Origin of the sequence: Limosilactobacillus panis (assembly GCF_019797825.1) — a bacterium.
GTDB lineage: Bacteria > Bacillota > Bacilli > Lactobacillales > Lactobacillaceae > Limosilactobacillus > Limosilactobacillus panis_A.
The window spans coordinates 1,346,150-1,364,268 of sequence record NZ_CP081855.1 but is presented as its reverse complement, the minus strand read 5'-3'; the positions used below and the strand labels follow the sequence as shown (position 1 = coordinate 1,364,268).

General features: G+C 42.9%; 19 protein-coding genes, 1 tRNA gene, 1 pseudogene and 1 other annotated feature. Of the genes and pseudogenes, 16 read left to right on the top strand and 5 right to left on the bottom strand.

Features of this window, described 5'->3' with window-relative positions; translation table 11 throughout:
• Nucleotides 1-69: 69 nt before the first annotated feature.
• Both glnA and gltX read left to right on the top strand, forming a co-directional pair.
• Nucleotides 70-1,413 (top strand): type I glutamate--ammonia ligase, encoded by a 1,344-nt coding sequence (gene glnA / locus KZE55_RS06585; RefSeq protein WP_047768846.1) that lies wholly within the window; start codon nt 70-72, stop codon nt 1,411-1,413.
• Between the two features lie 164 nt (nt 1,414-1,577).
• Entirely contained in the window at nt 1,578-3,077 is a 1,500-nt protein-coding gene (gene gltX / locus KZE55_RS06580; protein ID WP_047768848.1) for a glutamate--tRNA ligase, read from the top strand.
• 133 nt (nt 3,078-3,210) lie between these two features.
• Here gltX and KZE55_RS10290 read toward each other — a convergent pair whose 3' ends face one another.
• Nucleotides 3,211-3,336, bottom strand: coding sequence for a hypothetical protein (locus tag KZE55_RS10290; RefSeq protein ID WP_261313201.1), 126 nt, complete (start codon nt 3,334-3,336; stop codon nt 3,211-3,213).
• A 447-nt stretch (nt 3,337-3,783) separates the two neighbouring features.
• On the opposite strand from KZE55_RS10290, the gene serS reads away from it, so the two are divergent.
• Nucleotides 3,784-5,082, top strand: coding sequence for a serine--tRNA ligase (gene serS, locus KZE55_RS06575; protein ID WP_056962180.1), 1,299 nt, complete (start codon nt 3,784-3,786; stop codon nt 5,080-5,082).
• 138 nt (nt 5,083-5,220) lie between these two features.
• On the opposite strand, the gene KZE55_RS06570 is transcribed toward serS, so the two are convergent.
• Nucleotides 5,221-5,964, bottom strand: coding sequence for a helix-turn-helix transcriptional regulator (locus KZE55_RS06570; protein WP_222257876.1), 744 nt, complete (start codon nt 5,962-5,964; stop codon nt 5,221-5,223).
• Nucleotides 5,965-6,509: 545 nt separating this feature from the next.
• On the opposite strand from KZE55_RS06570, the gene KZE55_RS06565 reads away from it, so the two are divergent.
• The 7 genes from KZE55_RS06565 (at nt 6,510) to KZE55_RS06535 (ending at nt 12,182) form a co-directional block, all read left to right on the top strand.
• On the top strand, nt 6,510-7,547 hold the full coding sequence (locus KZE55_RS06565; RefSeq protein ID WP_261313200.1) for a PTS sugar transporter subunit IIC: 1,038 nt from the start codon (nt 6,510-6,512) through the stop codon (nt 7,545-7,547).
• Between the two features lie 52 nt (nt 7,548-7,599).
• Nucleotides 7,600-8,262: a serine dehydratase beta chain gene (locus tag KZE55_RS06560; protein WP_222257875.1), complete on the top strand. Its 663-nt coding sequence runs from the start codon at nt 7,600-7,602 to the stop codon at nt 8,260-8,262.
• Nucleotides 8,263-8,284: 22 nt separating this feature from the next.
• A complete protein-coding gene (gene sdaAA, locus KZE55_RS06555) occupies nt 8,285-9,166 on the top strand; it encodes an L-serine ammonia-lyase, iron-sulfur-dependent, subunit alpha (protein ID WP_222257874.1) in 882 nt (293 codons plus the stop codon).
• A 48-nt stretch (nt 9,167-9,214) separates the two neighbouring features.
• A complete protein-coding gene (locus KZE55_RS06550) occupies nt 9,215-9,529 on the top strand; it encodes a metal-sulfur cluster assembly factor (RefSeq protein ID WP_222257873.1) in 315 nt (104 codons plus the stop codon).
• A 224-nt stretch (nt 9,530-9,753) separates the two neighbouring features.
• On the top strand, nt 9,754-10,647 hold the full coding sequence (locus KZE55_RS06545) for an exonuclease SbcC (protein WP_222257872.1): 894 nt from the start codon (nt 9,754-9,756) through the stop codon (nt 10,645-10,647).
• A complete protein-coding gene (locus KZE55_RS06540; RefSeq protein ID WP_222257871.1) occupies nt 10,637-11,656 on the top strand; it encodes a hypothetical protein in 1,020 nt (339 codons plus the stop codon). Before KZE55_RS06545 ends, KZE55_RS06540 begins: the two co-directional genes overlap by 11 nt.
• Nucleotides 11,649-12,182, top strand: coding sequence for a hypothetical protein (locus tag KZE55_RS06535; RefSeq protein WP_222257870.1), 534 nt, complete (start codon nt 11,649-11,651; stop codon nt 12,180-12,182). Before KZE55_RS06540 ends, KZE55_RS06535 begins: the two co-directional genes overlap by 8 nt.
• Nucleotides 12,183-13,098: 916 nt before the next feature.
• Here KZE55_RS06535 and KZE55_RS06530 read toward each other — a convergent pair.
• Complete coding sequence (locus KZE55_RS06530; protein ID WP_222257869.1) at nt 13,099-13,314, bottom strand: hypothetical protein; 216 nt, start codon at nt 13,312-13,314, stop codon at nt 13,099-13,101.
• Between the two features lie 44 nt (nt 13,315-13,358).
• On the opposite strand from KZE55_RS06530, the gene KZE55_RS06525 reads away from it, so the two are divergent.
• Nucleotides 13,359-13,628, top strand: a complete 270-nt coding sequence (locus KZE55_RS06525; RefSeq protein ID WP_047768872.1) for a hypothetical protein — start codon at nt 13,359-13,361, stop codon at nt 13,626-13,628.
• 257 nt (nt 13,629-13,885) lie between these two features.
• Here the strand turns inward: KZE55_RS06525 and KZE55_RS06520 are convergent.
• A tRNA-Arg gene (locus KZE55_RS06520) sits at nt 13,886-13,959 on the bottom strand.
• Between the two features lie 156 nt (nt 13,960-14,115).
• On the opposite strand from KZE55_RS06520, the pseudogene KZE55_RS06515 reads away from it, so the two are divergent.
• Nucleotides 14,116-15,138, top strand: a pseudogene (locus KZE55_RS06515) (IS30 family transposase).
• 118 nt (nt 15,139-15,256) lie between these two features.
• On the opposite strand, the gene KZE55_RS06510 reads toward KZE55_RS06515, so the two are convergent.
• A complete protein-coding gene (locus KZE55_RS06510; protein WP_222259876.1) occupies nt 15,257-16,117 on the bottom strand; it encodes an IS982 family transposase in 861 nt (286 codons plus the stop codon).
• Nucleotides 16,118-16,282: 165 nt separating this feature from the next.
• On the opposite strand from KZE55_RS06510, the gene KZE55_RS06505 reads away from it, so the two are divergent.
• From KZE55_RS06505 to rpmA, 4 genes are all read left to right on the top strand, one after another.
• Entirely contained in the window at nt 16,283-16,927 is a 645-nt protein-coding gene (locus tag KZE55_RS06505; RefSeq protein ID WP_222257868.1) for a TetR/AcrR family transcriptional regulator, read from the top strand.
• Nucleotides 16,928-17,066: 139 nt separating this feature from the next.
• Nucleotides 17,067-17,135, top strand: a sequence feature (ribosomal protein L21 leader region).
• A 13-nt stretch (nt 17,136-17,148) separates the two neighbouring features.
• Entirely contained in the window at nt 17,149-17,457 is a 309-nt protein-coding gene (gene rplU, locus KZE55_RS06500; RefSeq protein ID WP_222257867.1) for a 50S ribosomal protein L21, read from the top strand.
• Nucleotides 17,458-17,472: 15 nt separating this feature from the next.
• On the top strand, nt 17,473-17,796 hold the full coding sequence (locus KZE55_RS06495) for a ribosomal-processing cysteine protease Prp (RefSeq protein WP_047768877.1): 324 nt from the start codon (nt 17,473-17,475) through the stop codon (nt 17,794-17,796).
• A 25-nt stretch (nt 17,797-17,821) separates the two neighbouring features.
• Entirely contained in the window at nt 17,822-18,103 is a 282-nt protein-coding gene (rpmA, locus tag KZE55_RS06490) for a 50S ribosomal protein L27 (protein ID WP_222257866.1), read from the top strand.
• Nucleotides 18,104-18,119 lie beyond the last annotated feature (16 nt).

The following is an 18,119-nucleotide window of genomic DNA, read 5'->3' as shown; positions in this document are numbered from 1 at the left end:
GGTCTATCCCAACCGTCCTGGCAGTTGATGGCATTGGTTAGTTAGAGTTATTGAAAGGGAATGAATTTTATGGCAAAGCAAAAATTGACCAAAGACGAAGTTCGCACAATGGTAAAAGACGAAAACATCCGTTTCCTGCGGGTAATGTTTACGGACTTACTGGGAACAATCAAGAGCGTTGACTTACCAGTCAGTCAACTTGATAAGTTGATGGATAATAAGATCATGTTTGACGGTTCTTCAATTGACGGTTTTGTCCGCATTGAGGAAAGTGACATGTACCTTTACCCGGATATGTCTACTTGGCTGGTATTCCCGTGGGGAGCAGAGCACGGCAAGGTTGCCCGCGTAATCTGCAGTGTTCACATGACGGACGGGACCCCATTTGAAGGTGACCCACGAAACAACCTGAAACGGGTTCTTCAAGATATGCAAAAGATGGGCTTTAAGGACTTCAATATTGGCCCAGAGCCTGAATTCTTCCTCTTTAAGACGGATGCCGATGGTAACACAACCACAAACGTTAACGATAAAGAAAACTACTTTGATATGGAGCCAGCTGATGTTGGTGAAGACTGCCGGCGTGATATCGTCCTGGCCCTGGAAAAGATGGGCTTCGATGTTGAAGCGGCCCACCACGAAGTTGCTCCTGGCCAACACGAGGTTGACTTTAAGTATGCCGATGCACTGGAAGCGGCTGATAACATTCAAACCTTTAAACTGATTGTAAAGACCATTGCAAAAAAGTATGGTCTCCATGCCACCTTCATGCCAAAGCCACTGTCAGGGATCAACGGCTCCGGCATGCATCTGAACATGTCCTTATTCGATAAAGACGGTCACAATGCCTTTTATGACGAAAATGACGAAAAGCAGCTTTCCCAAACGGCTTACCACTTCCTCGGCGGCCTAATGAAGCATGCCCGGAGTTACACGGCAATCTGCAACCCGATTGTTAACTCTTACAAACGCTTAGTTCCCGGCTATGAAGCACCGGTTTATGTTGCATGGTCAACGTCCAATCGGTCACCACTGATTCGAATCCCGAGCGACCGGGGGATGGGGACCCGGCTGGAATTACGTTCAGCTGACCCCTCTGCAAACCCATACCTGGCAATTGCGGCTGTTCTGGAAGCTGGTTTGGACGGCTTACGGAATCAATTACCACCGATCCATGAGGTCGACGAAAACATTTACAAGATGACCAGTGCCGAGCGGGATAAAAAGGACATCCGGAACCTGCCGGACACATTGCACAACGCCCTGAAGTCCCTTGCTGAGGATGACGTCATCAATGGTTCGATGGGTGCCCACATCTACCACAGCTTTATGGAAGCTAAGACCCGTGAATACGATGCTTACCGTCAACACGTTTCTGACTGGGAACGGCAGCGCTACATGGACCAGTATTAAAATTCAGCTTATCTATGAAAATGATTTAATATAAAGATGCCGGTTGAACCGGCTCTTTTTTGTGCACTACATTGACAAATCGCCACATTCAGATAAAATTGTATTTGTTGCACTAGCGCCTTTTTTGAGGGGTGCTAACTAGTTACTAAAGGAGAATCGTAATAATGGATCAAAAGGTCAGAGTTCGGTATGCACCTAGTCCAACGGGTTTTTTGCATATTGGAAATGCTCAATCAGCATTGTTTAACTACTTATTCGCACGCCATTTTAACGGAACAATGGTTCTGCGGATTGAAGACACGGACACGAAGCGCAACGTTGCTTCCGGTGAAAAGAGCCAGCGAGAAAACTTAGACTGGTTAGGGATTGACTGGGACGAAGGCCCTGACAAGCCGAACCCGAAGTATGCTCCTTACCGGCAAAGTGAACGGAACAAAAAGGGCATTTACCACAAGTACATTCAGGAACTCCTCGACAAGGGAATTGCCTACAAGGACTACACGACTGAAGAAGAACTCCAGGAAATGCGTGAACGTCAGCGCGCCAATAATGAAGCTCCCCACTACGATGGTCGTTGGTACGGCAAGAGTGAAGAGGAACAGAAGGCCGCTGAAGCTAAAGGCTTGAAGCCGACCATTCGTTTCCACTTCCCAAAGAATCACGAATATGAATGGGACGATATTGCCCGGGGCCACGTTTCCTTTAACTCTGACAACCTGGGTGGTGACTTCATCATTGAAAAGAGTGATGGGATGCCGACCTACAACTTTGCCGTTGTTGTTGATGACCACTCAATGGAAATCACCCATGTTTTGCGGGGGGCTGACCACATTTCCAATACTCCTAAGCAGATGGCAATTTACGAAGCCCTCGGCTGGGAGCACCCCGTATTCTGCCACATTCCATTGATCTTCAACCCGAAGACCCGGAAGAAGCTCAGTAAGCGGGACAAGGATACCCTGCAGTTTATCAACGAGTACAAGAAGCATGGTTACCTGCCAGAAGCAATTTTTAACTTTATTGCCTTCTTAGGCTGGTCCCCAGTTGGTGAACGAGAAATTTATTCCAAGGATGAATTGATCAAGGTTTACGACCCAAAGCGGATGTCCAAGGCCCCGGCTTACTTTGACCAAAAGAAGCTGGACTGGATGAATGCTCAGTACATCAAGAAGATAGACGTCGATGAACTGGCTAAGCGGACAATGGAGCTGGTTAAAGAAGGGGAAACTGAAGAGGCTAAGCATCTGCAAAGCATCCCCGAAGACCAGTGCCTTGATATCCTGAAGAAGACCATTCATGTCCACCAACGGGATGTTGACAAGCTCTTGGAAGTCATGGCCTACGCCTGGGATTACTACACCGTCTTGGACCAGCACTTCAACTACGATCCAATTGTTGCCAATGATGATTTCGCTAACGATGACGTTTTGGCAGTTTTGAAGGGATTAAAGGACAAGTTAGTTAACGGTGGCGATGACCTTGATTACAGTCAGGCAATTAAGGAAGTCGGTAAGGAGACCGGTGTTAAGGGCCGGAATCTGTACTTCCCATTGAACCTGGCCTTTACAGGGGCAACCTCTGCACCACAAATCTATGAAATCATGGCAATCTACCCGAAGGAAACTGATATCAAGTTGCTAGACCGGATGATTGACGCTTTCTAAATTAAAATTGAAAATTATTTTCTGAATAAAACCGCCGGGCGCATTTTCAGTGTACCCGGCGTTTTTATCGGTTTAAAAATGAAAAGCGGCTGATGAATCAGTCGCTTTATTAATTCGGATTGCTTCAAAAAGCTTATTCACTCAGTTTCTTGGCTTCTTCATCAAGCTTTGCGAAACCAGAGCCATCAGGCTTCTTGTTTCCACGCTTTTCCATGGCCTTACGAGCCATTTCCTTACGTTCTTGCTTACTTAGTGCCATAAGTCAACTTCGCCTCTTTTCGAAACGCTCCATAAACGACAGGTACTAAAGATACCTGTAATTATTATTATAGTGCAGTAAAAAATAAAAGCAACTTTGCTTTTTAGGTTAGCAAGAGGAAGTTTTTACCCCTTCCCAAAAAATAATAATTTTTTCTTGTTTTGTTATTGCTTTCTCATTACGGCGTGCTACAATAAGAATCGTAAAAAGAAACACGAAAGCATTTCAAGTAGGCCATCCAGAGAGATGACGGGTGATGTAAGTCATTGGCCGAAACTCCGGTGCTTATATATGTGGGCGGGCAATGCCGCACGGTGGGTAGCCGTTATCTATCAAGAGTGTAACAATTTACTTTGTTAAACTTGGGTGGTACCGCGGAACAAGAGCCATTTCGTCCCAAAATTTATTGAGGATGAAAATGGCTCTTGTTGTTAGGAGGATTTTGTTATGCTAGATATCAAGAAGATTCGTAAAGACCCGGACTTTTTCAAGCAAAAGTTAGCAACCCGTGGTGTTAAGGCCGAAGAAATTGATGAAGTTCTGGAATTAGATGCTACCCGTCGTGAATTATTGAAGCAAAGTGAAAGCCTGCGGGCTGAACGTAACACCGCCTCTGACAAGATCGGTGAAGCCAAGAAGAATGGTGAAGATGCCGATGAAGCCGTTAAGAAGGTTCGGGTAATCAACGCTGACATTAAGGAACTGGACGAAAAGGTTAACGCCAATGAAGAAGAGTTTCACGACAAGATGTCACGCCTGCCAAACATTCCAAAGGATGAGGTTCCAGTAAGCCTGACTGAAGAAGGTTCTGTTGAATTACGGAAGGTTGGTAAGATTCGTAAGTTTGACTTTGAACCTAAGCACCACTGGGACATCGGTGAAAACCTTGGTATCTTAGACTTCGACCGGGCTCATAAGGTATCTGGTGCACGGTTTGTTTACTATCTTGGTTTAGGTGCCCAACTGGAACGGGCCGTTTACAACTTCATGCTTGATGAACACATGAAGGATGGGTACACAGAAGTATTACCACCATACATTGTTAAGGCTTCTGCTATGTACGGGACTGGTCAATATCCAAAATTCCGGAACTCTGTTTACCGGGTCAACGGTGAAGATATGACGCTGATTCCAACTGCCGAAGTTCCGTTGACTAACTACTTCTCCGGTGAAGTTATTCCAGCCGAGCTGTTACCGGTATACGTTACGGCCTTAACTCCATGCTACCGTTCTGAAGCTGGTGCCGCTGGTCGTGATACCCGTGGCTTGATTCGGATGCACCAATTTAACAAGGTTGAAATGGTTAAGTACACTCGTCCAGAAGATTCTTGGGATGAACTGGAAAAGATGACTGCCAATGGTGAAAACATTCTGAAGAAGTTGAACATCCCTTATCACGTTATCACCCTGACTACTAGTGACATGAGTTTCACCGCATCGATGACCCACGATATCGAAATGTGGATGCCTGCCCAAAACAAGTACCGTGAAGTATCCAGTTGTTCGAACTGCCTGGACTTCCAAGCACGGCGGATGCACACCCAATACCGTGATGAAGATGGGAACCTTCGTTATGTTCACACCTTGAATGGTTCCGGCCTGGCTGTTGGTCGGACAGTTGCTGCCATCCTAGAAAACTACCAAAACGAAGATGGCTCTGTTACTATTCCAGATGTCTTAGTACCATACATGCACGGGGTAACAAAGATTACGAAAGAAAACGCGGTTCCATTCCGCAACAAGTAATTTGTTTAAGTAGGGTCAATTGACTTTACACCGCTGCAAATACCTCAAATGGCACTTAGCATTCATTATTAAATGCTAAGTGCCGTTTTACGATTTTAAATAAATAAAGAGGATGGGGAAACGTTTTTTCCATCCTCTTTATTTAAAGGTGTTTTGTTGCTGATTCATGTTTTTTACTTTATTCAGGTAGCGGTAAATAGTCGGGGAAGAGCACTTCAACGCGGAAGCAATTACCCGGATTGAATCTTTAAGTAGGAAGTAACCGTCCTCATATAATTCCTTAATTACTGCGATCTTTTGGTCTTGCTGGAAGAAGTCAACAGAAACGTTTAATTCTCGTTCCTTCTTTTCAACGGCACTCTTTGCAATTGAACTTACCGAATTATTGAAGTTTTCGGTAATCACCTTAATATTTTTATTTGGTCGGGTCACCGTTTTATTTTCCTTATTAGTCGTACTGATTTCGCTAATCGGTGTGGTCTGAACCTCAAATAGTTTTTTAAAAGTATCCATTTGCTTAACCAGAGCTTCCAGCGGTGCCTGATTAGTATTGATACAGAGCATCCCGACAATTTTATTCCGGTAGCGAATAAAATAGGTCGAGGAACGCAGATTTGGCGTACTCTTTGATTTTCCAGAATAGTTAGCAATGAAATTGGTATCAGCGTCGATCCCGTCTTTCATAATCTTGAGAACGAAGTTAGATGCTGGATCACCGACTTTTCGGTTAGTAATGGTTGGATTCTTTATGTATACTACCGAATGGTCCAAATCAGTTACATCATTTAACACAACTTCACTATTGGGTCCAAGGACCTCAGCAAAGAAGTCAACCAATGGAATAAACCGTTTAATATGCTTTCGGACAGCTTCACTTGACATTTGGAATAACCTCCTTCGAAATGATTATTCTTACCGAACTATGTAAACAGCTTTCGATCTCTATAATGTCGGCAAATGATAAAGATATTTCATGATAATAATTTATTAGTAGTTAATTAATAATATTATTAACCAGTCAATAACTGCTAAAAAAACCGTTTTAACAGCATTTTACGGCTTTGGTGAAAGAAATTTATATAGAACTGAACATGATAAAATCTACCATTTATAGTGTATATTAGCATTTTTTAATAATAATAGCAACGCTAGAAACCAAGCAGTTATCACGAAAATAAATATTAAGATTAAAATTTAATGACAAACCATATTTTAAACCGTTTTATAGTAACGATAATTTGATAATAAGCGATAAATTTTTCTCAGATAATGCTAATTTTGAGACATTTTGTTAAATATTAGCATTTACATTTTTGAGAAGATAGGTTACACTATTATTGCAATAATAATTTATTATCATTCCTAGGCTAAGACGTCACCGATAATTGATTATTAATTAATTATATTATATAAAGAAGGTTAAGCATATGTTATCTATTCTTATAGGTGTCGTAATGCTCTTCCTGGTTATTGCCGCAATGAGTTTGTTCACATTCAAAGCACCTCACGGTAAACAATCAGTTAGTGCATTGTCCGGTGCCGCATGTGCCACGTTCCTGCCACAAGCGTTCTTAAGTTACGCAATTGGTGAGGTTTTCCATGTTCAATTTGCCGCTCAAATTGGTAACGTCATGGGATCCATGGGGGGACTGGCTGCTGGTTCATTAGTTCCACTGGCATTCGGTATTAGTCCTATATTCTCAATGATCATCGGAATTTCTCTGATGAAATTTAAGTTACTTCCTGCATTTATTGCTGCATACTTGCTATCATTCGTGGTTAAGGAAATTGAAAAGCGTGTTACTGGTGGGCTTGACTTAATCGTTGTTATTTTGGTTGCCCCAATGCTTGCCAACGCAATTGCATTACTTATCCAACCTGGTGTACTTGCAATTCTGCACGTTATCGGTGGCTCGATTGTTACTGCCGAAAAGACTAACCCATGGGTAATGGGTGCTATCCTTGGTGGTATTATTCCATTGGTTGGTATGACGCCACTTTCCTCAATGGTCCTAACGAGTTTGATCAACCTGCTTGGTGTTCCAATGGCTATTGGTGCCCTCGGTTGTTTCGGGAACTCAATCTTTAACTTCTCATTCTTCCGTCTGATGAAGTTCGGTGATAAGGCAACTACCATCGCCGTTACTATCGAACCATTGACCCAGTTGGACATTATTTCTGCTAACCCTGTTCCAATCTTTGTAACGAACCTGTTTGCCGGGGCTATCAACGGTATTATCGTTACGGCCTTCAGTTTGGTTGTTCGGGTTACTGGTATGGCTACTCCATGGGCCGGTCTTATCGTTGTCTTTGGTATGAACCCATGGTTGAAGACTCTTGAAGCTGTTATCCTTATTATCATTAACAGTACTATCTGGGCCTACATTGGTCGTGCTATCTTTAAGAACTACAAGATCCACACCGTTGCTGAAATTCGTGAAGGGGACACTGTTACTGAAAAATAGTGTTGTCTGAAATGTTGACAGTTTAAGGCATTTATACAAAGGAGAACCTAAAATGAGTGGAAATTACAGAAGTATTTTTGATATTATTGGACCTATTATGATTGGACCATCCAGTTCGCACACTGCTGGACCAGTTGCTATTGGCCAAGCCGCTAATAAACTGTTTGGTGGCGTTCCGAAGAAGGTTACTGTACACTACTACGGTTCATTTGCTCAGACCCACCGTGGTCACGGTACTGACTATGCTTTGGCCGCCGGTTTACAAGGATTTGCTGCAGATGACCCGCGGGTACCACGGGCACCAATGATTGCCAAGGATAATGGTGTTGATATTCGCTTCGTTGAAGAAGAGGGTGAAAGTCCAATTGGCCACCCGAATACTGCCATTCTTGATATGTCCAACGGCGACAAGAAAGTTCAAGTTTCTGGTTGTTCTATCGGTGGTGGGGCAATTGAGATTCGTGACATTGTTCTGGATGGTTCTGAAATCAAGCCTTCTGGTCCACTTCCGATTGTTATTTACTTAGACAAAGAAGAGAAGCATGAAAACGGTATTCCAGTTACTACTGAAATGGAAAAGGTTGCTCCATTTAGTCGGAAGCAAGTTATCCGTGCCAAGGATGAAGACATTTACGTATATGACGTTAAGAATTACATGCGTGATGAAACTGTCAAGGCACTTAAGGATAAGTTTGGATCTATTATCTGCTTGTAATCAGTGAGGGGAGAGTCAAGTTATGTACGATAGCATTAAAGAAATTGTTGAAGACTCAAAGAAGCAAAACAAGCCTATTTCAGAACTTATCATTGAACAAGAATGTAAGTCATCTGGTTTGTCCCGTGATGAAGTCTGGGCTAAAATGAAGAAGAACCTTGACACAATGCGGGCTGCCGTTGAAAAGGGTCAAAAAGGTAAGGGAGTCTTTTCAAAGACCGGCTTAACCGGTGGTGAAGCCGTTAAGATTAAGGAATACCGTGAAAACAAGAAGACCCTTTGTGGTGACACAATGATGGAAGCTATTCAAGATGCCATCTCCACTAACGAAGTTAACGCTTCAATGGGTGTTATTTGTGCGACCCCAACTGCTGGTTCTGCCGGGACCCTTCCTGGAATTGTTTTCATGCTTGAAAAGCGTCTTGATCTAAGTGAAGAACAAATGGTTCGCTTCCTGTTCACTGCTGGTGGACTGGGAATGGTTATGGCTAACCACGCCGGAATTGCCGGTGCTACTGGTGGTTGTCAAGCTGAAGTTGGTAGTGCTTCCGCTATGGGTGCAGCTGCTGCTGTCGAAGTTGCTGGTGGTACGGCTGAACAAAGTGCTCAAGCATTGGCAATGGCTATTGCTAACCTGTTAGGGTTAGTTTGTGACCCAGTTGCTGGTTTGGTTGAGGTTCCTTGTGTAAAGCGGAACGCAATTGGTTCCGGGAATGCCTTGATTTCTGCTGATATGGCCTTAGCTGGCTGCATTAGCCAGATTCCTGCTGATGAATGTATCGAAGCCTTAGCTAAGGTCGGCCACGGCCTTCCAGAATCCCTTCGTGAAACTGGTCTTGGTGGCCTAGCAGGTACTCCTACTGGTAAGCGGATTCGTGCAAAGATTTTCGGTGACGCGGAATAAATAATTGGTTTTTAACTAACGAACTTTCTAATGGCTGGAGTAATTTATATGAGAGACAGTAAAGAGATTAAAGATGATATTGTTAAGCAATTAGCAACAGTTGTTGATCCGGAATTAGGGGTTGATATTGTTAACCTAGGTTTGGTTTACACGATTGACCTTGATGATGAGGGAATATGCCTGATTGAGATGACATTAACAACGATGGGGTGTCCCTTAACAAATGTCTTAGCTGATATGGTTACTAAAGCGGTTAAAAAGGTACCGGAAGTTAAAAACGTTGATGTAGAGTTTGTTTTTGAACCCGCCTGGTCGATTGACCGGATGAGTAGATTTGCAAAATTAACTCTTGGTGTCCATTAATAAAAAGTAAGGATACACCCTTTACGAAAGTAGGTGGCAATTTTTGCCCCCTGCTTTTTTGTTTGCTTAAGCATTGGCTATTTTATTGAAAAAAGGTCATTTATCTCCCAATTAAGGGTATAATCTTTAAATGTAAGCTTTTAGTAAAAGCAGCAAGTAATATTAACCATTCAAGAGCAATTCAGTTATGATAGTACTAGTAACAAAACAAGGAGTTAGTGTTTATGATTGATGAAAAACACGAGAACAAGGCAGTTGATATTAGCAGCCTAATCGAACGCCAAATTGCTGCTAAGATTAAGTACCTTCAGGAACTTAACGAAGCAGTTGACGCTCATCATGATCGAGAAGTATACCAGCTTCTTGACAACCAGCGATACGCGAAGGAAATTGAGCATCGTGAACAGCAGCCGAATAATCAGGGAGTGATGTCTTTGGTTGATGACCTGGCTGACCAATTGAGTAATTACTTAAGTGTTAAGCTGATTAAGTACTTGGGGAAGACCTACCCCTTTTTCTACTACGAAGAGTATCAGACGGGTCACTACCGAATCTACTTTGGTAATTGGTGGGATCGGCGCCAATTCGGTGAACTCGACGTTCTCAATGTTCGCTTCTCATTCAATCAAACTGAATATGCTAAATTACAAAAATCATTTGAACTGGCTAAGGATAATAAGCGCTACAATAGCGACCGGATTGAAAAAATTTCAAGTGAAAATGATCGCTTGCAAGGGTTGATTGACCACCAGCGGGAGCGAGAAGAAGAACGGCAGAGCGTCGAGTCACAATTGGAAGAAATTAACGCACGCTCGGGCCTTTTTGAGTCAAGTAAAAATAAAGAAACGCGGCAAGAACTGGTAGACCAGTTACAGAAACTTGAGGATGAGGAACAAGAAGCCCGGACAGCAAGCAAAACAATTCACGAAAATGAACAGGTTGTCCTTTCCCTCTCCAAAGAAAATACGATTTTGAGTTATGAACAGAAGAGTATTATTGATACCTTTGGCAGCTTTGAGGACTTTGAATTAGCTAATCGTAACTTATATGCCGACTACCTTGCCAGTCTTGAAGGCGGCAACAGCGAGGAAGGGAAGGTGAGCGCAGATGAACAATAGTAAAACACTTAGTAGCTCACCACGCGAACGGTTAACCGCGCTTGCCGATTCTTTTAAAGACGTCTTGAAGATGGGGCAAAAGTATGTTGACCTGGTTGACCAGCTCGCCCAGACAGAAGACCCTCAGGAAATGCTTTCCGCCACGAGTCAACTGGTGAAGTTAGACTTGCAAAATGCCTTTGTTGATTTTCCCCAACATTACCAAGCAGCTGACTACTACCTGATTTTCATGGGACGCTTGTTAGAGAAACATGGTATTGATGCGGTGCAGGTAAGTGAAAATGTTCGTCACGAGTTCATTGCCCGAATTGAGCCAATTGCCGATAGTGATTCCTTTAAATTTATGTTAAATGGGGATGAAGCGGCGTTTACTGAGCAGGGTGAACAGGAACCACTCTTTTACCTCGACCTGAAGAATCGTCTTATGCAATTTGATAACCGGGCGTTAGTTAATTACTTTATCGTTCGGGCACTGACCAGTCATTCTGATTTAGACTTGCGTAATGCCGTCAAACCGTTGATTGCCTTTGCAAATGAATTGCAGACTGACCTGGACTTCACGATCAACCTCGGAATTTTGAATACTGAAAATGGTAGGCGCTTCAACCTTGTTCAACCTGATCTGGATCTGACAGTGATTGACCAGCTGTTTGTTGCAACTGCGGAAAATGATTATATGCTGATGAACCTACCTAAGAATAATGGGGCCCAATTGGTCCTGGATCAGGGAATTAAGTTGGATATTGCTTTTGATCCTGATGACTATAGTCAACAGTGGTTCTTTGCTGTTAATGACCCAACAGCTCAGGTATCATTCTTTGATACCCTTCTGCACTACCACTTAATTCGAAAATGGTACCTGGATAATCGTTCTGCCCTCGCAGTGCGTTCCGATAAAATGGTCCTTGCACCGGATGAAGAAGAGTCGGATGAATATGCCGAACCAACCGAAGTGTTTACTCCTCAAGTGGGTACTCCTGAGGAGGACGGTGACCAGCACGATGAGTAAGCAGTTGGATATCACTAAGATGCTCCACCAAGTGATTGATCTTGAATTAACAGCCGATGATGCGCTAGAGTTAATGATTGGTCCAGAGGCCCGGCTACAGACAGTCTATGTGCAACTTGATATGAAACTGAGTGCCTTTGCCAAAGCAGCAGGATGGGCCAATGTTCTTCATTCACACCGTGATATTGATCATGAGCAGTTAAGAAAACTATATGTTCAAGGACTGGCTTTATTCTTACTGGCGAGTGCGAAGCGTCAGTGGACACACCTGGTCGTTCTCTCGGATGAACAATGGCAGCGAATCACGACTGCCGACAAGAAGGATAAGCTAGCGGATTTGAATAAGGAATACTTGGCAATCAAGAACTTTCTGAATGGTGCATACTTTGACCGTCGTCATGAAGACTTTCGCCACGCTTGGCACCTCTGGCTGAAGATGGGGATTATTGATTTTGATATTAGTCCAGAAGAGATTACAACATCCTACCAGGTAATGGTCGATCAATTTAATGCCCAATTTGAATAAGCATTAAAAAAAAGGAGTTGTGACGTAAGTCTTCTATATAGTTGAAAATGCTACAGCGCAGTACACAAAGGGGACTCTAGCGTTCGGATTTTCTGAACGCTAGAGTCCCCTTTGTGCTTGCGGGGGTTTCCTACAGGCTAGCTTCGCGTCGAAAAACGAACTAGCAAGCTAGTTCTGTCTCACTCCCTTTGCGTTTAGGAAAGCTATGATTAAAAAAGCCTTCCCAAATTAATCATTAAAAGATTAAGCTTTGCGCCTTGCGCTGTGCTTGCCAGCTGACTGGTGGGCCTGGTTACCAAATAGCATTTGACCGACTAAGGAGCCAGCTAAAATTAAAACAATGATAAAGAATGATAACATAATAGATCACCTCAAAGCTAATCTCTAATTAAAGTTTAATATGCGGCAAACTAATTTTCACGATTTTCGTATGATATTGATAAATTCTTTAGATTTTGTTAAACAATTTAGTTACAGTGAGTTAACTTCTTGAGTGTTCCCACCATTATGAATGATTTATCATCATTTTTACTGTCCTTGATAGGTGGGGAAAACCCGCGAATAATATAAGGAAGGCTTTTTATGGCACAACCCAACTTAGAAAAGCATTGGGAAAAGGCCGGCTTAACTGACGATTTTATCTTTAATAAGGTTTTCTTGGACCCGATAATTACCAAAGAAATGATTCACCGGGTACTACCAGAGTTATCGCTGGGCAAGGTGTCAGCAGGAACTAACGAGCATGTACGATGCAAAGGGTGTCGCTTCGGTATTTATGCCGAGGACGAGCATAGGAACCACTATGAGGTCGAAAGCAGGTCGTCAACCAAAGCCTGCTGTAACGAACGCGCACCAGTCAAATTGAGCAAATGATGCTTTCAGCTGAGGGGTGAAACTACAGCCAGGCCGATAATGCCTACGTATGTTTTCCCGTTGCTTTGACCCCTTTGGACTGGGGGAACAGCGCTACGAGATTAGGCGGCAGATTAACAAATATCCGTACCATGATGGCGAGGTAACTCTCTTCTTCGATATCACCAATTATCGCTAAACAGTTGGCCCTAAACTGCAAAACTTCCTGGACCTCCTTGCTGGTCGTAAAGTTGATGAAACTGATAATTTTACTGTACAATTACTACCTACGTTAAGTAGGACCGGAAATGGTGGAAAGAATACATGCAATGCACCTTATACGAAATGGACATTGAAAATGATCGTCGCCGCGCTGTTCTTGAGAGCCGTCGAAAAGTTCAACAAAAGGAACTGCTGGAGGGCCGGCGTAAGGGAGGAATAGATGAAGAACGGCTGGCACTTGTTCGGAACCTAATTAATAGTGGCCAGAGTGAGCAACAGGTTGAGGATTTTTTAGTGAATATTCGTAAGATGACGCCAGCAAAGACTAAAGCATACTATCAAAAGGTATTCGCTGGCCTTGGTAATAAGTAAAAATATAAGTATACAATGGCAGAAAAAATCGTGGCTGGGAGAAAACTATTTTTTCTCCCAGCCACTCTTGCATCTTCTAATATTATAATGTGATTATGAGAAACTAAATAGGCCAGCTCCGTGTCGTAAGCGCATCCCTAGCGTCTAGTACCGCGAAGCTTAGCCAATTTCCCAGCCCCATTTTAAATTATAAATTGTAAGTGGGGTACATTTGGGGGACCAAACTGCTTAAAACGTTGATATATCAACACATAAAATGGAGCGAGAGGGACTTGAACCCTCAACCCTCGGTTTAGAAGACCGATGCTCTATCCAGTTGCGCTACCGCTCCAGACAAATTTCAGTATATAATTTTCGCCGTTTCCTTGTCAACTTATATAAAGTTAGTATAACTTTTTTATGCCGGATTTACAATCTAAGTGCAACATCATAAATTAAACAAAAAGGCCATGAAGACCTAAACTTAAATTGACCAAAAAAGATCTTCATGACTCAGATTGATTCTAACATTCCTCGTCACTACCATCAACTAACTGGTGAGCAGCGTGGACAGATTGAGGCACTACATGATCTGAACTGGTCTAATGCCGCGATCGCCAGAAAGCTTCACTGTCATCGGTCAACGATTGGTCGTGAGCTTAAACGTGGTCGTGTCTTACAGCGTAACTCAGATTACTTTCTTTACCATCACTACTATGGTGAAACGGCGCCAGCCAAGCATGAACAGCGGCGGCTGAAATGTCATTGTCATTTCTTGCTTAAACGGGGCCATTTCTTCTTTAAGCTCCTAACCAAACAGCTGGGCAGCCAATTTAACGCGATGAGTGTGGACGAGTTTATTGGCTAGTTCAAGTTAAAGTTTCCTGACCAGTTTTGTCCGTCAACGCCAACTGTTTACCGCTATATTGACCAGGGACGGTTAGCCATTAAGAATCTTGATTTACCACAGAAGCTAAGTCGGCATCTAAAAAAGCACCATCGTTCCCACTCTCGGCAAGCAGTGAAGCGGCCGGGAGTTTCAATTGAAAAACGCCCGCAAAAGATTAATCAGCGCCAACGTCCTTTTGATTGGGAGGGGGATTTAGTCAAGGGGGTTCGGCGGAAGAATCAACCAGCCCTGATGACTCTAACAGAACGCTTAACGCGCTTTGAGATTGTCATTAAGATTCCCAATTACCGAGCAGAAACCTGTCGTCAAGAGCTTCAGAAGGTGATTAATTACCATCCAAACTGGTTTAACTCGATCACTTTTGATAATGGTGCCGAATTCTCTACATTGGCTAAAATTAGACATGCCAAGATTTACTTCGCTCACCCGTACTCACCTTGGGAACGCGGAAGCAATGAAAACAATAATGGACTGCTTCGTCAATTCTATCCCAAGGGCCAACCCATTAAGCAATCCCTTCTCTACCTCCACCAAGCAGTCCAAGCTATCAATACCAAGCCCCGCAAGCTTCTTCACTACCACACCGCTCAACAATGTTTTCATCAATATTTAGCTTCATAGCCATGTTGCACTTGAGTTGACAATTCGGGATAATTTTTTTATTATAATAAACCCTGTTAAATGTTTGACAAATCGTTTTCATACAAACTATACTTTAATTAAGTAGAAACGCGTGGTGCTAGTGAAACTTTTCTAGACAATACTCCATATTAGATGCTAAAATTGCCACTTCTAACCGTTCTTGAAAGCCTGCTAAACTTCGCGCACGATTATTTTCGGCATTATAGTATTTTAATAACGAAAAGTCGGTCTCAATCGTTCGGCGAATTGCTTTTAGGATTCGTGAATTATGCTTCTTAGCGCCAGCCATGTTTTGACGAAATGGAGTCCAAAGCTCATAGCCATCACTAACTAGGTCGGTATGAAGCTGACGGCTAACATAGCCAACATCTGCTAATAAAAAGTGCTCAAGTGGCATAGTGTTTAAGATTAATTCTTCGGCGACCTTACTATCATGGACAGAAGCTTTAGTAACGATGTAGTTGAGCAAGTAACCATCACTACTAACAATCATGTGGACTTTAAACCCATAGTAATACTGTTTTTTCGTAGCGTTATAGCCAATATCAGTACTTCCCCGAAAAATCTTGGCTCGATAATTGCGAACTGGATGACAAACTGGTACTGGAAAGCTATCAATAATTAGGAATTGTCCATGTAAATCAACATCTTGGTTTAGCTTTCGCCTAATTAAACTGAGTAACGGTAGTAATTGGCGAGTGCGACGGTTGAAACGTGACCGAGAAATGGAGCTCACCAAGATCATACAAAAGCGTCGTTGCGATTCGATTCCTAACTGAGTTTGGCAAATCAGAAGGGCTATTAGGGTACTATCATCAACTTTAACTTGGTTGATGTTCGGTCGTTGAACGAGCTTTTTAGGTGCATAAAGCTTATACCAGCGATGGCAGGTACGGTTTAATTGAGCAAAATTAACTTGTAAATGATGGCAATAGTGGTTAGACTTAAGAAGGTTCAACATGATTAAGGCTCTTTTCTATTTAAGTTTTGTATCACTTAATAGTCTAACCATGTTGGGCTTTTTTTGTAAAATCAAACATACTAATGAGTACTAGCACCACGCGTATAAGTAGAAGTATATAAGGGAGAAGAACTTAAGCTGATGTTGAAAGGATGATGATTTATGGCCGTTAATAAGACGGATCCGCGCGTTATTAAGACTCGCAACAGTCTGCGCAAGGCTCTCGTCTATCTGATGCGACGTGAAAAGATTGAAGACATTAGCGTCCAAAAGATTACCGAAACTGCCAGCATCACCCGCGGAACTTTCTATCTCCACTACAAGGATAAGCATGACTTTATTCGGTCAGCAATCCGGGAAATTCTTGATGATTTTTTTGATGAGGTAATGGTAGATAGTGATGAATTTAGTTTGTCAACGAAGCGAACGGTGCAGGTGTTTTCCGTAAGCAAGGCTTTTCACTACATCGAAAGCAACGCCGATGTTTTTGATGTTCTTTTAAATAATGAAAAGACAGATTTCTTTTACGAGCAAATGTATGATCGCTTGGCGAACTGTATGAAGAATTACTACAATAGTGTTAATGATGATCAAAAACAGCTGACGGTTCCTCTTGAATTGCAAATTTCCTTCATTAATTCAGCCCTTCTTGGACTAATCCGTCACTGGTTAAAAGACGGGATGATTTATACCGCTCGTTACATGACGAGCAGTGTGGAGAAGATGCTCAATCAATTTAGTGGGCAACATATGACCATTGCGGACTTCTTTATCGGCGAAAAGGCTTCTGCTTTGGAAAATATTTAACCACTATATAGACGAATTACCGTTCGTCAACAGATCAACCCCGGTGTTCGATTTGAGTGAATGCCGGGGGTGATTTTTGGCCTTTTATATTGACGAACAAGGTTAAATTTGCTATGATACTTACGTTGTATTTGTGAACCAACAACTACAACCGCACGCTATCAAGTTCAAAGCACTGCTGCTTGATTCGGCGAGTCTTAGATATTAAGGAGGTGCACAAAATGTACGCAATTATCGTTACTGGCGGCAAGCAATACAAGGTTGAAGAAGGTAAGACCATCTTCGTTGAAAAGCTTGACGCAAAGCAAGGTGACAAGGTTACCTTTGATAAGGTAGTCTTAGTCGGCGGCGAAGATACCAAGATTGGGACACCATTTGTTGATGGTGCCGCTGTTAAAGGTACTGTTGAAAAGCAAGGCAAGGAGAAGAAGGTTGTTACCTTCAAGTACAAGCCTAAGAAGCACACCCACACTAAGCAAGGTCACCGTCAACCATACACTAAGGTTACGATCGATAAGATCAACGCTTAATGCGGGGGTGAAGCAATGATTCGGGCGCACTTTACGTTAGATTCGAATCGGCGGATCACCACATTTCTGATTACCGGCCACGCTGATGCGGGACCGTACGGACAAGACATTGTCTGTGCGGCGGTGTCGGCACTGGCAATTTCAACTGTGAACGGCCTTGAAAAACTCGTGAAGGTTGCACCACAGGTTGAAAGTGATAATCAAAACGGGGGCCTCTTAAGAGTCTCACAATTGGGGGCTGACCACGATAGTCAGCTTCTCCTGAATACCCTTTTGAATGGCTTGTTAGACATCCAAGAGAGTTACCCAGATAACATTAAAGTTAAAATGTTAAATTAAAGTTCATTGCTGGAGGTGAACAACTATGATTATGAATTTGCAATTCTTCTCCCACCACAAAGGGGGCGGTTCCACTGCCAACGGTCGGAACTCAGCTGGTCGTCGTCTTGGTACCAAGGCTGCTGATGGTTCCATGGTAACTGCTGGTGCAATCATCTACCGTCAACGTGGTACCCACATCAACCCAGGTGAAAACGTGGGCCGTGGTGGTGACGATACCCTATACGCAAAGGTAGCCGGTGTTGTTAAGTTTGAACGCATGGGCCGCAGCAAGCGGAAGGTATCTGTTTACCCGGTCGCTGAATAAATATATTACGAAAAGG

What these genes read in the sequence shown, in the direction of transcription:
- glnA (WP_047768846.1), top strand. Translation starts at nt 70, where the DNA reads ATGGCAAAGCAAAAATTGACCAAAGACGAAGTTCGCACAATGGTAAAA.
- gltX (WP_047768848.1), top strand. Translation starts at nt 1,578, where the DNA reads ATGGATCAAAAGGTCAGAGTTCGGTATGCACCTAGTCCAACGGGTTTT.
- KZE55_RS10290 (WP_261313201.1), bottom strand. Translation starts at nt 3,336, where the DNA reads ATGGCACTAAGTAAGCAAGAACGTAAGGAAATGGCTCGTAAGGCCATG.
- serS (WP_056962180.1), top strand. Translation starts at nt 3,784, where the DNA reads ATGCTAGATATCAAGAAGATTCGTAAAGACCCGGACTTTTTCAAGCAA.
- KZE55_RS06570 (WP_222257876.1), bottom strand. Translation starts at nt 5,964, where the DNA reads ATGTCAAGTGAAGCTGTCCGAAAGCATATTAAACGGTTTATTCCATTG.
- KZE55_RS06565 (WP_261313200.1), top strand. Translation starts at nt 6,510, where the DNA reads ATGTTATCTATTCTTATAGGTGTCGTAATGCTCTTCCTGGTTATTGCC.
- KZE55_RS06560 (WP_222257875.1), top strand. Translation starts at nt 7,600, where the DNA reads ATGAGTGGAAATTACAGAAGTATTTTTGATATTATTGGACCTATTATG.
- sdaAA (WP_222257874.1), top strand. Translation starts at nt 8,285, where the DNA reads ATGTACGATAGCATTAAAGAAATTGTTGAAGACTCAAAGAAGCAAAAC.
- KZE55_RS06550 (WP_222257873.1), top strand. Translation starts at nt 9,215, where the DNA reads ATGAGAGACAGTAAAGAGATTAAAGATGATATTGTTAAGCAATTAGCA.
- KZE55_RS06545 (WP_222257872.1), top strand. Translation starts at nt 9,754, where the DNA reads ATGATTGATGAAAAACACGAGAACAAGGCAGTTGATATTAGCAGCCTA.
- KZE55_RS06540 (WP_222257871.1), top strand. Translation starts at nt 10,637, where the DNA reads ATGAACAATAGTAAAACACTTAGTAGCTCACCACGCGAACGGTTAACC.
- KZE55_RS06535 (WP_222257870.1), top strand. Translation starts at nt 11,649, where the DNA reads ATGAGTAAGCAGTTGGATATCACTAAGATGCTCCACCAAGTGATTGAT.
- KZE55_RS06525 (WP_047768872.1), top strand. Translation starts at nt 13,359, where the DNA reads ATGCAATGCACCTTATACGAAATGGACATTGAAAATGATCGTCGCCGC.
- KZE55_RS06505 (WP_222257868.1), top strand. Translation starts at nt 16,283, where the DNA reads ATGGCCGTTAATAAGACGGATCCGCGCGTTATTAAGACTCGCAACAGT.
- rplU (WP_222257867.1), top strand. Translation starts at nt 17,149, where the DNA reads ATGTACGCAATTATCGTTACTGGCGGCAAGCAATACAAGGTTGAAGAA.
- KZE55_RS06495 (WP_047768877.1), top strand. Translation starts at nt 17,473, where the DNA reads ATGATTCGGGCGCACTTTACGTTAGATTCGAATCGGCGGATCACCACA.
- rpmA (WP_222257866.1), top strand. Translation starts at nt 17,822, where the DNA reads ATGATTATGAATTTGCAATTCTTCTCCCACCACAAAGGGGGCGGTTCC.